The sequence below is a fragment of the Streptomyces sp. NPDC044064 genome, assembly GCF_056434245.1.
Genome location: NZ_JBWKFN010000001.1, coordinates 625838 through 639350 on the forward strand (window position 1 = coordinate 625838; position 13513 = coordinate 639350).

Below are 13513 nucleotides of genomic sequence, written 5' to 3' on the forward strand. Positions count from 1 at the left end.
GAGTCGCCGTGACTACACCGTGTGCCCGAGCAGCGGCGTTCCTCGGCAGTTTCGCTCTCGTGGCACTGGGCCTGAGCGCTTGCGAGGACACACCGACCGCCGGCCTCGCGAAGCCGGCGACGGCCACGTCCGCCGCGAGTATGGGCGGCATGCGCGCACTGATCGCCGCGGCGAAGCAGGAGGGCACGCTCAGAGCGATCGCACTGCCGCACGACTGGGCCAACTACGGCGGCCTGATCGACGGCTTCGAGAAGAAGTACGGGATCAAGGTCACGGTCGAGAATCCGCTGGGCCACAGCGAGGACGAGATCGACGCCCTGCGCAAGCGGGGGAACCGGCCGACGGCACCCGACGTGATCGACGTGGGCGATACGTTCGCACGGAAGGCAGCGGCGCAGAATCTTCTCGCGCCGTACAAGGTGGCCGATTTCGATCTGATTCCCGGCAACCAGAAGGACGCGAAGGCACGCTGGGCCGACAACTACGGGGGCTACATCTCCATCGGCTGCGACGCCAACCGGGTCCACCCCTGTCCGCAGACCTTCGCCGATCTGCTGAAGCCCGGTTACCGGGGCAAGGTCGCACTGGAAGGCGCCCCGCCCCGCTCGGCCACCGCCTTCGCCAGTGTCTACGCGGCCGCGCTGGCGAACAACGGGTCGTTCGACGACGTCCAGCCGGGTCTCGACTTCTTCGCCGAACTCAAGGATCGCGGCAACTTCACCCCTGTCGATTCCGACTCGGCGACGGTCGCGAGCGGCCGGACGCCCATCAGCATCAATTGGGACTACATCAACCTCCACTACGCCGACGCGCTCCGTGACAAGGGCGTGAACTGGCAGGTCGCGATCCCCTTCGACGGCAGCTTCGCCCAGTACTTCGCGCTGGCGATCAACAAGAACGCCCCGCACCCGGCGGCCGCCCGCCTGTGGCACGAGTACCTCTTCAGCCCGGAGGGCCAGAACCTCCGGCTGCGCGCCTATGCCCGCCCGGTCCTCATGGACGCCATGAGGCAGGACGGCACCCTCGACAAGGCCGCCGCCGAACGACTGCCGACGGTCGAGGGAACGCCGCAGTTCCCGACGGACGCGCAACTGGAGAAGGCGAAGGAGACCGTCACCCGGGGCTGGGCCAAGGCCGTCTCCGGCCGACCGGGATGATCCCCGTCGCCCGTCAGCTGTACGGCGACCGGGCACCGGCACGGGGCGGGCCCGTTACCCGGCTTCGTTGGTTCTTGCGCCGCTCGCCGGGCACGCGCTGTGGGCCATCCTCGATCAGGTGGAGGCCACCGTGTGCACGGCCCCGCTCTGACTCCGCAGCAGTGGGAGATCGCTCGCCTGGCCGCCACAGGCCTGACCAACAAGCAGATCGGGGAGAGGCTCCTGCTGTCTCCCGAACCGTCTCGACGCATCTCTACCACCTCTTCGTCGCCGTCACGCCGTGCCGTCGGACACGGGGTACGGGACGAAGGTGCTGGTGTTCTGGTCGATCCGCAGCGGGTGGCCGAGCGGCGGCGCGGCGCGCTGGGGGCAGTCGAGGCGTTCGCAGACGCGGCAGCCCATGCCGATGGGTGTGGCGGCAGCGGCGTTGGCCAGGTCGAGGCCGTCGGAGTAGACGAGGCGGTGGGCGTGGCGGATCTCGCAGCCGAGGCCGATGGCGAAGGTCTTGCCGGGTTCGCCCCAGCCGCCGCGGTTCCGGGTGACGGCTCGCGCGGTCCACAAGTAGCGCTGTCCGTCGGGCATTTCCGCGATCTGGACGTGGATGCGCCCGGGGGCCGCGAACGCCTCGTAGACGTTCCAGAGCGGGCAGGTGCCGCCGGCTCGGGAGAAGTGGAAGCCGGTGGCCGACTGGCGTTTGGACATGTTGCCGGCGCGGTCCACGCGGACGAAGGAGAAGGGCACGCCGCGCAGGCGGGGGCGCTGCAGGGTGCTCAGCCGGTGGCAGACGGTCTCGTGGCCGAGGCCGTAGCGGTCGGTGAGGCGTTCGATGTCGTAGCGCACCTCTTCGGCGGCGGCGTGGAAGGCGCGGTACGGCAGGACGAGGGCCGCTGCGAAGTAGTTGGCGATGCCGATGCGGGCCAGGCGGTGGGCCGGCGAACCGGGCTCGAAGTCCTCGGCGGCCTGACGGTCCAGTTCTGCGCCGTACTCGAGCAGGGCGAGGTGAGTCGCCATGCGGAACGCTCGCTGACCAGGTCGCAGACGGCTGGACAGGCCGAGAGTCCGGGTTGCCTCGTCGTAGCGGTGCAGATGGTCGCCGGTGTCGGCCGAGAGGCGGATGCCGTGGGCCTTGGCCAGGCGGTTCGTCAGAGCCTGGACGACCTCGCCCGGCCGGATGCCGATCTCCTCGGACAGCCGCTCGGCCGCGACATCGGTGTCGTGGAGGTAGTTCTGGCGGCGGTAGAAAAAGTCCCGGATCTCCTCGTGGGGTGAGCGGGGCGTCTCATCTGCCGTGTCGCGACCGCCGGTTGTTCCGGTGAGGCGCTCGGTCAGGAGCTGGTTGCGGCGGCCCAGTTCGAGAAGGACGTGCGCGACCTCGGGCAGACGCGAGGCCAGTTCGGCCAGGTCTGACGGGGAGATCCGGGCGGTGGCGATCTCCCGTGTCAGCGCCTCGCGCAGGTCGGCCACGAGGCGGGTCGTGTCGCGTTCGGAGAAGAAGCCGGGGTCGACGCCGAACGTCTCGGTCAGCCGGAGCAGCACGGGCACGGTGAGCGGGCGGGAGTCGTGCTCCATCTGGTTGAGGTAGCTCGGGGAGATGCCCAGGACGCGGGCGAGTTCCGCCTGGCTCAGCCGCCGCTCTTCACGCAGCCGCCGCAGGCGCGCTCCCGCGTAGGTCTTGCTCACCGTGGGCTCCTCCGTGTCCGGGTGCCCGCGAGTGTAGGCCAACGAGAACTCACAGCACCCTTCGCAAAGTTGGCAAAAGGCAGCGCGAAGATTCGCAGAAGTTGGCAGACATCCACGGTTGTTGGCACTCAGTGCCAGTGCCAGAGTTTCAGTGCGGCCCGCCGGACCCGGCAGGAACCGCCCCCGTTCGGGGCCCGATTCACGGCCCTGACATCGGAGATCCCGACAGTGGGCGCGTTCCGCACCGGCAGCGTTGCTCGCTTTCGCCCTGTGAGGTGACGGCGGGCCGCATCTCAATGACACGACACGCGGTGCCATCCCTTGCTTGGAGCGCACGGGCTTGGCAGACGCCACAGATCGAGGAGACGTGACCATGGCAGAGGCGAGGACGCAGGCGGCCGAGGAACTCGCGCGGCGCTGGGCCACCGACCCGAGGTGGCGGGGCATCGAGCGCACCTACAGCGCCGAGGACGTCGTCAGGCTGTCCGGCAGCGTCCGCGAGGAGCACACCCTGGCCCGGCGCGGAGCCGAGCGACTGTGGCGGCAGCTGCACGAGCAAAACTACATCCACGCCCTCGGCGCCCTCACCGGCGGCCAGGCGGTCCAGCAGGTCAAGGCGGGTCTGCAGGCCATCTACCTGTCCGGCTGGCAGGTCGCCGCCGACGCCAACCAGGCCGGCCACACCTACCCCGACCAGAGCCTCTACCCGGTCAACTCCGTCCCCCAGGTGGTCCGGCGCATCAACAACGCGCTGCTGCGTGCCGACCAGATCGCCACCGCCGAGGACGCCGGCGACACCACCGACTGGCTCGCCCCGATCGTCGCGGACGCGGAGGCCGGGTTCGGCGGTCCGCTCAACGCCTTCGAGCTGACCAAGGCGATGATCGCGGCGGGCGCGGCCGGCATCCACTACGAGGACCAGCTCGCCTCGGAGAAGAAGTGCGGCCACCTCGGCGGCAAGGTGCTGGTGCCGACCTCGCAGCACATCCGGACCCTGAACGCGGCCCGCCTCGCGGCCGACATCGCCGACGTGCCGACCGTCGTCGTCGCCCGCACCGACGCCCTCGCGGCCAACCTGCTGACCAGCGACGTCGACGAGCGCGACGCCGAGTTCGTCACCGGGGAGCGCACGGCCGAGGGCTTCTACCGGGTGCGGGGCGGCATGGCACCGGTGATCGCCCGCGGTCTGGCCTACGCCCCGTACGCCGACCTGATCTGGGTCGAGACCGGCACCCCGGACCTCGCCCAGGCGCGGGAGTTCGCCGAGGCGATCCGCGCGCGCTACCCCGACCAGATGCTCGCCTACAACTGCTCCCCCTCCTTCAACTGGAAGGCGGCGCTCGACGACGACCGGATCGCCAAGTTCCAGCGCGAGCTGGGTGCGATGGGCTACCGGTTCCAGTTCATCACGCTGGCCGGCTTCCACTCCCTCAACCACGGCATGTTCGACCTCGCACGCGGCTATGCGGAGCACGGCATGACCGCCTATGTCGACCTGCAGGAACGGGAGTTCGCCGCGCAGGCCCACGGCTTCACCGCCGTCAGGCACCAGCGCGAGGTGGGCACCGGCTACTTCGACCTGGTCTCAACCGCCGTCAACCCCGCCTCCTCCACGACCGCCCTGACCGGCTCCACCGAGGAGGAGCAGTTCCACTAGGCCGGCCCTTCGGGACCTGCCCGGTCCGCCCTCGGGCGAGCGGGGGTCCGTACGGCCGTCCCCGTCCGGCCCCGCTCCCCGCACCCGCCAGCCAGCCAGCCAGCCAGCAGGAGAAGCGATGTCCACCAGCGCCCTGACCCACCACGTCCGCGTTCTCGCGCCCCTCGGGGACCGCCACGACGAGATCCTCACGCCCGCCGCCCTGGACTTCGTGGGCCGCCTGGCCGCAGCCTTCGGCACCCGCCGGACGGACCTGATGAGGGAACGCCGCCGGCAGCTCCTGCGGCTGGCATCCGGCTCCCCGCTCGACTTCCCGATGGTCACCTCAGCCGTCCGCGCCGACCCGGCCTGGCGCGTCGCACCGCCCGCCCCCGGTCTCACCGACCGCCGCGTCGAGATCACCGGCCCACCGGACCGCCGGACGACGGTCGACGCCCTCAACTCCGGGGCCAGTGCCTGGATGGCTGACTTCGCGGATGCCACCGCTCCCACCTGGAACAACGTGATCGGCGGCCAGCTCAACCTGCTCGACGCCATCGAGCGCCGCATCGACTTCACCGCACCCGAAGGCAAGGAGTACCGGCTCGGCGACCAGCTCGCCACCATCGTGGTCCGGCCGCGCGGCTGGCACCTCGACGAGGAGCACCTGGAGTACGACGGCCGTCCCGTGCCCGCGGCGCTGGTCGACTTCGGCCTGTACTTCTTCCACTGCGCCCAGCGGCAGATCGACGCCGGGTACGGCCCGTACTTCTACCTCCCCAAGCTGGAGAACCGTTACGAAGCCCGGCTGTGGAACGACATCTTCGTCACCGCCCAGGACCTGCTCGGCATCCCCCGCGGCACGATCCGCGCCACGGTCCTGATCGAAACGATCACTGCCGCGTTCGAGATGGAGGAGATCCTCCACGAGCTGCGCGAGCACAGCTCCGGTCTCAACGCGGGCCGCTGGGACTACCTGTTCAGCCTGATCAAGACATTCGGCCACCGCACCGACTTCCTCCTGCCCGATCGCGCCGAGGTCACGATGACCGCCCCCTTCCTGCGCGCCTGCACCGAGCTGCTCGTGCGCACCTGCCACCGGCGCGGTGCCCACGCCATCGGCGGCATGGCCGCACAGGTGCCGGACAAGGACCCGACCGCCCACCGGGCCGCACTCGCCGAGGTCCGGCTGGACAAGGAGCGCGAGGCCGCGGACGGTTTCGACGGCTCCTGGGTCGCCCACCCCGGACTCGTGCCCGTCTGCCGCGAGGTGTTCGACGGTGTTCTCGGCGATCGGCCCCACCAGATCGACCGGACACGGGACGACGTGCACGTGCGGGCGGCCGACCTGCTGACGGTGCGCCGCATCAGCGGCCCTCCGACCGACGAGCGCATCCGCACCGATGTCGCCGTCGCCGTGCGCTACTTCGCCGCCTGGCTGCGCGGCCGAGGAGCCGTCGCCCTGTACGGCCTCATGGCGGACGCGGCCACCGCCGAGATCGCCCGCGTGCAGATCTGGCAGTGGCTGCGCCACCGGGTGATCGACCGGGAGACGGTCCTGCGGCTGCTCGACGACGAGATCGTGGCGCTCGGCTCCGAGTATCCCTGGGCCCCGTCGAAGAGGTCCGCGCCCTCTTCGAACGGACGGCGCTGCTCGGCGAGTTGCCACTGTTCTTCACTCCGGACGCCTACACCCGCCACCTCGTGCGCCGCACGGGGGCCGGCGCATGAGCGGGGACGCCCGGCCCGACGTGTCACGCCTCATCGTCCGGATGACGGACGTCCCGCTCCCGTATCGCACGACGACCCCGTAGGCTGGCCGACGCAGCTGGTTCGCCCCGTCCGCCAGGCGGGATGCGTCGCAAGAGGGAACCCGGTGGGAATCCGGGACTGCCCCGCAGCGGTGAGCGGGAACGACCGCCGTCATACGCACTGGGCCCGAGGAGGGCCTGGGAAGCGACGGCCAGTAGGTGTCTCGTACGACTTCGTACGACGAGACGTGCCCGCGAGTCCGAAGACCTGCCAACTGCCCGCGCCCGAAGCACTCGTGCGTGGACATCCCGGTGACCTCGAGGGCGGGTCGGCGTACATACCAGGCGGACGACCGCGCCCACCGCGCGAGGCCGTACCCGTCCGGTTCCGTCACCCCTTCGCGCTCTCGTCCCGTCGCCGGGATCTCAGGGATTCATCTCGCGAAGGAGATCTCCATGACCACCAAGCCCGCAGCCGCCGCAGCACGGGCCACCGTGTACGGCTACCCCCGCCAGGGACGGAACCGGGAACTGAAGAAGGCGATCGAGGGCTACTGGAAGGGCCGCGTCACCGCCGACGCCCTCCGCTCCACCGCCGCCGACCTGCGCCGTACGAACTGGCAGCAGCTCGCCGGGGCCGGCATCGACGAGGTGCCCACCGGCGACTTCTCGTACTACGACCACGTCCTGGACACCACCGTCATGGTCGGCGCGATCCCCGCACGCCACCGGGAGGCGGTCGCGGCCGACCCGCTCGACGGCTACTTCGCCATGGCCCGCGGCACGCAGGACGTCGCGCCGCTGGAGATGACCAAGTGGTTCGACACCAACTACCACTACCTGGTCCCCGAACTCGGCCCGGACACGGTGTTCGCCGCCGATGCGGCCAAGCAGGTCGCCGAGCTGGCGGAAGCCCTGGCCCTGGGCCTCACCGCCCGGCCCGTGCTGGTCGGTCCGGTCACCTACCTCCTGCTGGCCAAGCCCGCACCGGGCGTACCCGCGGGCTTCGAGCCGCTCACCCTGCTGGACCGCCTGCTGCCGGTGTACGCCGAGGTCCTCGCCGATCTGCGTGCCGCGGGCGCGGAGTGGGTCCAGCTGGACGAGCCCGCCCTGGTCCAGGACCGCACCCCGGCCGAACTCGACGCCGTCGGCCGCGCCTACCGCGCCCTCGGCACGCTCACCGACCGGCCCAGGCTGCTGGTCGCCTCCTACTTCGACCGGCTCGGCGAAGCCCTGCCGCTGCTGACCAGGGCTCCGGTGGAGGGCCTGGCCCTGGACTTCACCGCGGCCGCCGCCGCCAACCTCGACGCCCTCGCCGCGGCGGGCGGCCTGCCCGGCAGGCGCCTGGTCGCGGGGGTCGTCGACGGCCGTAACATCTGGGTCAACGACCTGGAGAAGTCGCTGTCCACCCTGGGCACCCTGCTCGGGCTGGCCGGCCGGGTCGACGTGGCCGCGTCCTGCTCCCTGCTGCACGTCCCGCTCGACGCCGCCGTGGAGCGGGACGTCGAGCCGCAGATCCTGCGCTGGCTCGCCTTCGCCGAGCAGAAGACGCGCGAGGTCGCCACGCTCGCCAGGGGTCTCGCCCACGGCACCGGCACGATCGCCGCCGAACTGGCCGCCAACCGGGCCGACCTCGCGTCTCGTGCCGGCTCGCCCAGCACCCACGACCCGGCCGTGCGGGCCCGCGCCGCCGCGGTCACCGAGGCCGACGCCCGCCGGTCGCAGGCCTACGCCGAGCGCACCGCCGCCCAGCGCGCCCACCTGCGCCTGCCCCTTCTCCCGACCACGACCATCGGGTCCTTTCCGCAGACCGACGATCTGCGGGCCGCGCGCGCCGACCTGCGTGCGGGCCGCATCGACACGGCGGGCTACGAGGAGCGCATCCAGGCCGAGATCCAGGAGGTCATCTCCTTCCAGGAGAAGACCGGGCTGGACGTCCTCGTGCACGGCGAGGCCGAACGCAACGACATGGTCCAGTACTTCGCCGAACGGCTCACCGGATACCTGGCCACCCGGCACGGCTGGGTCCAGTCCTACGGCACCCGCTACGTCCGCCCGCCGATCCTCGCCGGCGACGTCTCCCGCCCCGAGCCGATGACCGTGCGCTGGACGGCGTACGCCCAGTCCCTCACCTCACGACCGGTCAAGGGCATGCTCACGGGCCCGGTCACCATGCTCGCCTGGTCCTTCGTCCGCGACGACCAGCCCCTCGCCGACACCGCCCGGCAGGTCGCCCTCGCCCTGCGCGACGAGGTCGGTGATCTGGAGGCGGCCGGGACTTCGGTGATCCAGGTCGACGAACCCGCACTGCGGGAGACGCTGCCGCTGCGCGCCGCCGACCGGCCCTCCTACCTTGCCTGGGCGACCGCGGCGTTCCGCCTCGGCACCAGCGGTGTGCGGCCCGACACCCAGATCCACACGCACATGTGCTACGCGGAGTTCGGTGACATCGTCAGGGCCATCGACGACCTGGACGCCGACGTCATCAGCCTGGAAGCCGCCCGCTCACACATGCAGGTCGCCCGCGAACTCGCCGCCCACGGCTACCCCCGCGAAGCCGGACCCGGCGTCTACGACATCCACTCCCCCCGCGTCCCGAGCCCCGAGGAGGCCGCCGAGCTGCTGCGCACCGGCCTGCAGGCCATCCCCGTCGAACGGCTCTGGGTCAACCCCGACTGCGGTCTGAAGACCCGCGGCTGGCCCGAGACCCGGTCCTCCCTGGAGAACCTGGTCGCCGCCGCCCGCACGGTCCGCGGGGAGCTGTCCGAGTCATGACGTGACCGGACGTTCCCCGGGGCCTGGGCGCCACGCGCGCCCCGGCCCCGCGCCCGGCCTCGGGTTCACGGGCGCCGCGGCGGGGTGAAGGCGTACAGGTCGAGGATGTCCGGACGCGGAGCCACCCCCGGGCCGCCGGCGTGTACCCAGGCGACGATGTCCTCGGTCGCGTCCGGGTCGTTGACGAGCCCCAGCCAGACCGGCCGCGCACCGGCGGCCCGGCCCGCGGCGGACGGCTGTACGACGATGACGTTGGCCTGATCGCACACGTCCAGGCAGTCGGAGATGCGCACCGGCACCTCCGCCCGCAGTCGCGCGGTCTGTGCCGCGTGATCCACTCCGGTCACCTTGGGAGTGCCGCAGCAGCAGTCCCGGCACACGACGACCCGGCACGGCGCCGGCCGGCCCGCTTCCACGGCCTCGGCCGATGTCTTTTCCCACGGCGTTTCGGGCACGGTGGCCACTCCCCTCCCGGGGAGATCCGCCCCGGAGTTGCTCGAGGAGGCGACCGCGTGAGTCTCCTGGCTCCCGGGTCGCCGCTCGCCCCGCCTGCCCGCCCACGGGGGTGGCATGCCGGAACTCGCTCACCGGTCACAGTGGCGGGACCGCGCCGGATTCACACCGGCTTCCTCGGACCGCCGTCGCCTTATGTCGCGATCATCATCCCATCGTCGGTGGCGGCTCGTCGCCCTCAGTCCCTCGATCTCCGGGTGCTGTTGGTCGAGCCGCGTTGTGAACTCTCCTGTCTTTACATAACCATGTGTCACCGATCGCAACCTGGGACGAAGAGTGATCATCTTTGGAGACGAAGTGACGGTGGTGTGCAGCGTGCGTGGCCGTGCCGGTGAATTGCACGTGTCGGAGCAGTGACCACCCGTTCCAGTCGAGGAGACAGAGCATTGAGCGCATGGGTGGCCGAGGAACTGACGTTCCAGGTACTGGGGACGGTCCGGGCCCATCGCGGTGAGAGCCCGATACCCGTCGGTCCTCCCCAGCAGGCTGCCGTGCTCTCGGTCCTGCTGCTGCGTGCGGGGCACTGTGCGTCCTTCGACGAACTCGCCGACGCTCTGTGGGAGAACGACCTCCCCAAGTCCGCGGCGACGACGATCCGTACCTATGTGTGGCGGCTGCGCCGGGTGCTGGAGGCGGACCCCTCGGTTCCGGAGATTCTGACGTCCGTGGGCGACGGCTACCGGCTCGCCGTGGCGGGCGGCGCGGTCGACGCATGGCAGGCAGAGTCGCTGGCCCGGCAGAGCGCCCGGCTCAAGAACGAGGGCCGCACCAAGGAGGCCGAGGAAGCCGCCGGCCGCGCCCTCGCCCTGTGGACGGGCACCTCGTTGGCGGGCATCCCCGGCCCCTTCGCCGAGCGCAGGCGCGATCGGCTGGAGGAACTCAAGGTCTCACTGCAGGAGGAGCGCCTCGCGCTTGCCATCCAGCTCCACCGCTTCCAGTTCTCGCTCCCCCAACTGGCCGAGCTCACCGCCGAACATCCGCTGCGCGAACGGCCCTACGCGCTGCTGATGCGCGCCCTGTGCGCCACCGGGCGGCAGTCGGAGGCGCTCGCCGTGTACGACCGGGTGCGCCGCCGCCTCGCCGAGGAACTCGGCGTCGACCCGGGACGCGAGCTGGCCGTGGAGTACGCACGGATCCTCAACGGCGTACCCGCCGTCGACGACGTTCCCGGGGAGGCGACCGGAACCCGGCCGCGTGCCGAGGCCGGTTCCGCTCCGCACGCCACGTCCGGCCGGCCTCAGGAGCGCGACACCGGGCCGGAGCCGACGCCGGCGTCGCGGCCGGCGGCGGACGGACCGCGCACGGCCTTTCTGCCCGTGCCGGCCCAACTGCCCGCCGACGTGCCGTCCTTCGTCGGCCGCGAGGCGCTCACCCGGCAGATGTGCGAGCTGCTCACCGCCGGGGATCAACGCGCGTTGACCACGGTGGCTGTCACCGGTATGAGCGGGGTGGGCAAGACGACCCTCGCCCTGCACGTGGCGCACCGCGTCCGGGACCACTACCCGGACGGCCAGCTCTACGCGGATCTGCGCGGCAGCAGTGCCTCTCCGGCAGATCCATTCGTCGTCCTGGGCAGTTTCCTCACCGCGCTCGGTGCACCGGCCGACGAGCTGCCCGAGGAGGTCGAGGACCGGGGGCGGCTGTTCAGGTCCCTGCTCGACCGCCGGCGGATCCTGGTCGTCCTGGACAACGCGCGTGACGAGATGCAGTTGCGTCCTCTGATGCCCGGCAACGCCGGCTGCGCGGTGATCGCCACCAGCCTGCCCCGGCTGTCCGGGCTGGACGCCACAGCCCACATCAGTGTGGACGTGCTCACCCGGCAGGAGGCGCTGGACCTGCTGGAGGCGGCGGTCGGCGCCGCACGTCTCGCCGCCGAGCCGGACGCCGCCGGGGCACTGGTCGCCGCATGCGGTCATCTGCCGCTGGCCACGCGGATCGTCGCGGCGCGGCTGGCGGCGCGTCCGGCCTGGTCCATCGCGTCCCTGGTCCGCAAGCTCGCCGACGAACGCGGTCGCATTGCCCATCTGCGTCTCGGTGATGTCGCCATCGACGCGGCCTTCGAACTGGGGTACCGGCAATTGTCCGCCGCTCAGGCCCGTGCCTTCCGGCTTCTGGCGCCGGTGACGGAGCCCGACATCGGGCTGCCTGCCGTGGCAGCGGTACTCGATCTGGACCAGGACAGCGCCGAGGAGGTCGTGGAGTCCCTGGTGGACGGGTCCATGGTGGTGTCGCCCGCGCCCGGCCGTTACCGCTATCACGAGCTGCTGGGGGCCTTCGCCCGTGCTCTGCCCGCGCCGCCGGACTCGGAGCCGGCCGCGGCGGCGGTCCGTCGCCTGCTCGACTTCCTGCTGGCCAGTGCCTGCTCCGCGTTCCGCCACGTCGTTCCCGGCGACCCGGTGAGTGACTACCTCGGGCCGGTGCGTTCACCCGGCCTGCGCTTCGCCGACGCGCCCGCGGCCCGCGCCTGGGTGGCCGAGGAGGCCGACGGAATGCTGACGGCTCTGGCGCACACGGTGCACGATCCGGCCGCGCTGCGCATGGCGGCTGATCTGCTCATCGCGCTCAGCGCCTTCGGCCAGGAAGTGCCCTTGTGCCGACTGGAGACGGGGGCGCAGGCCCTGGCGGAGGCCGCCGCCGCGCACGGCGACCGGCGGGCACTGGGCCGGGCCCGGTGGCTCAGCGGCGCCCTCGCGCTGCGGGTCGGCGATCCGGCCCGGGCCGAGCGGCTCGCCGCCGAGGCGGTGGCGGCCTGCCGTGACACGGGTGACAAGGTCATCCTGCGCCAGGCCCTCAACGACCTCGGGCTGGCGGCACAGTTCCTCGGCCGTCACGAGGACGCGCTCGCCCACTTAGAGGCGTCACTGGAACTGGCCGAGGAACTCGGCCACCGTTCCGGCAAGGTGGCGACCACTCTGAACGCAGCGCTCACCCGGATCCGCAGCGGACAGGCCGCCGCCGCGGTCGCCCCGTGCGAGGAGGTGCTGAGGGATCTGCGGTCCCGGGGTGACGACGCCGGCATGACCGCCTACGCGCTCTATGTGCTCGGGCTGGCCCAGCACGCTCAGCACCGGTGGGAGGCGGCAGCCGGGCGTTTCGGGGAGTGCCTTGCCGTGTGCCGTGACGCGGGCATCCGGGATCGCGCCGCGTACGCGGGCTATCGGCTCGCGGACTCGCTGAGCCGCATGGGTGACCTGGACGGCGCCCTCCGGCACGCGGAGGAGGCGGTCACGATGTTGCAGGACGCCGGCGGGGACCGCGATCTGGCCGCGGCCCGGCTGGTGCTCGGCCGACTGCTGACCGACCGTGGTGACGTCGGCCGGGGCCGGTCACAACTGGAGGGGGCCCACGAGACGTTCACCCGGCTGGGGCTGCCCGAGGCGCGGCAGACCGCCGACGCGCTCGCGGCGCTGGGGGAATCCGTGACATCCGGGCGGCCCCGCGGGTGAGGGCCGGCCGGCTCCGGGCGACGGGCCGGCCGGCCGTGAGTGAGGGGCCGGCCCCTCACTCACACCCTTGCGGACGCCTCAGCTCTTGACCGTGCAGGTGCTGCAGCTGGAGCCCGTGCTGTTCCAGGCGGCGACGTGGTGGCCGGTACGGGCCCCGGCGTCGGCCCCCGCGCTCGCGGCGGTGCCGATCATGCCGGTCAGAAGGCCGACGAGCCCGAGGGCGGCGGCGTACTGCCACCGGGTCGGCTTCCTCTTCTTCGTGCGCATCATGTCGCGTGTCTCTCACTCCGTGCGGCGGCGCCGCGTGTACCTGTCAGCGCACAGGGTGGCACGGTCACGTCAACAACTGATCAACGATTGATCGAAGTCGGTCACCGACCGGCTGTCGACGGCCTGTTGACACGTGCTGCCTAGCGTTCTCATCGGTCGGGCCTTCCGGCCACGTAGAGAACCGAGAAATCGAAGGAGAGTGACATGACTCGCAACCACGCCGTCGGCATGCGTCCCCGTCTGGACAAGGTGAAGGTCAAGGCCGCCAAGGCCTGAGGCCCCGCA

The 13513-nt window shown here is 71.6% G+C and carries 7 protein-coding genes, 2 pseudogenes and 2 riboswitches; of the genes and pseudogenes, 6 read left to right on the forward strand and 3 right to left on the reverse strand.

The window, feature by feature from the left end; all coding sequences use genetic code 11:
* The first annotated feature begins 149 nt into the window (after positions 1 to 149).
* Positions 150 to 1157, forward strand: a complete 1008-nt coding sequence (locus AC07DS_RS02810) for an ABC transporter substrate-binding protein (RefSeq protein WP_479142024.1) — start codon at positions 150 to 152, stop codon at positions 1155 to 1157.
* A 132-nt stretch (positions 1158 to 1289) separates the two neighbouring features.
* Positions 1290 to 1349, forward strand: a pseudogene (locus tag AC07DS_RS02815) (hypothetical protein); the annotation flags it as partial.
* Positions 1350 to 1430: 81 nt separating this feature from the next.
* Here AC07DS_RS02815 and AC07DS_RS02820 read toward each other — a convergent pair.
* Positions 1431 to 2837 (reverse strand): short-chain fatty acyl-CoA regulator family protein, encoded by a 1407-nt coding sequence (locus AC07DS_RS02820; protein WP_479142026.1) that lies wholly within the window; start codon positions 2835 to 2837, stop codon positions 1431 to 1433.
* Positions 2838 to 3210: 373 nt separating this feature from the next.
* On the opposite strand from AC07DS_RS02820, the gene aceA reads away from it, so the two are divergent.
* From aceA to metE, 3 genes and pseudogenes are all read left to right on the forward strand, one after another.
* Positions 3211 to 4494 (forward strand): isocitrate lyase, encoded by a 1284-nt coding sequence (gene aceA, locus AC07DS_RS02825; RefSeq protein WP_479142028.1) that lies wholly within the window; start codon positions 3211 to 3213, stop codon positions 4492 to 4494.
* Positions 4495 to 4612: 118 nt separating this feature from the next.
* Positions 4613 to 6204: pseudogene (aceB, locus tag AC07DS_RS02830) on the forward strand (malate synthase A).
* Positions 6205 to 6298: 94 nt separating this feature from the next.
* A riboswitch (cobalamin riboswitch) is annotated at positions 6299 to 6502 on the forward strand.
* 178 nt (positions 6503 to 6680) lie between these two features.
* Positions 6681 to 8999, forward strand: coding sequence for a 5-methyltetrahydropteroyltriglutamate--homocysteine S-methyltransferase (metE, locus tag AC07DS_RS02835; RefSeq protein ID WP_479142029.1), 2319 nt, complete (start codon positions 6681 to 6683; stop codon positions 8997 to 8999).
* Between the two features lie 65 nt (positions 9000 to 9064).
* Here the strand turns inward: metE and AC07DS_RS02840 are convergent, their stop codons facing one another.
* Positions 9065 to 9415 carry a (2Fe-2S) ferredoxin domain-containing protein gene (locus AC07DS_RS02840; protein ID WP_479142154.1) on the reverse strand — a complete coding sequence of 117 codons (351 nt, stop codon included), beginning with the start codon at positions 9413 to 9415 and terminating at the stop codon, positions 9065 to 9067.
* A 99-nt stretch (positions 9416 to 9514) separates the two neighbouring features.
* A riboswitch (cobalamin riboswitch) is annotated at positions 9515 to 9630 on the reverse strand.
* Between the two features lie 268 nt (positions 9631 to 9898).
* Here AC07DS_RS02840 and AC07DS_RS02845 point away from each other — a divergent pair.
* Positions 9899 to 12958, forward strand: a complete 3060-nt coding sequence (locus AC07DS_RS02845; RefSeq protein WP_479142030.1) for an AfsR/SARP family transcriptional regulator — start codon at positions 9899 to 9901, stop codon at positions 12956 to 12958.
* Positions 12959 to 13036: 78 nt separating this feature from the next.
* Here the strand turns inward: AC07DS_RS02845 and AC07DS_RS02850 are convergent, their stop codons facing one another.
* Positions 13037 to 13228 (reverse strand): hypothetical protein, encoded by a 192-nt coding sequence (locus AC07DS_RS02850; protein ID WP_479142032.1) that lies wholly within the window; start codon positions 13226 to 13228, stop codon positions 13037 to 13039.
* Between the last annotated feature and the right edge of the window lie 285 nt (positions 13229 to 13513).

Coding starts and splice junctions, on each gene's coding strand:
- aceA (WP_479142028.1), top strand. CDS start 3,211: ATGGCAGAGGCGAGGACGCAGGCGGCCGAGGAACTCGCGCGGCGCTGG.
- AC07DS_RS02850 (WP_479142032.1), bottom strand. CDS start 13,228: ATGATGCGCACGAAGAAGAGGAAGCCGACCCGGTGGCAGTACGCCGCC.
- AC07DS_RS02810 (WP_479142024.1), top strand. CDS start 150: ATGCGCGCACTGATCGCCGCGGCGAAGCAGGAGGGCACGCTCAGAGCG.
- metE (WP_479142029.1), top strand. CDS start 6,681: ATGACCACCAAGCCCGCAGCCGCCGCAGCACGGGCCACCGTGTACGGC.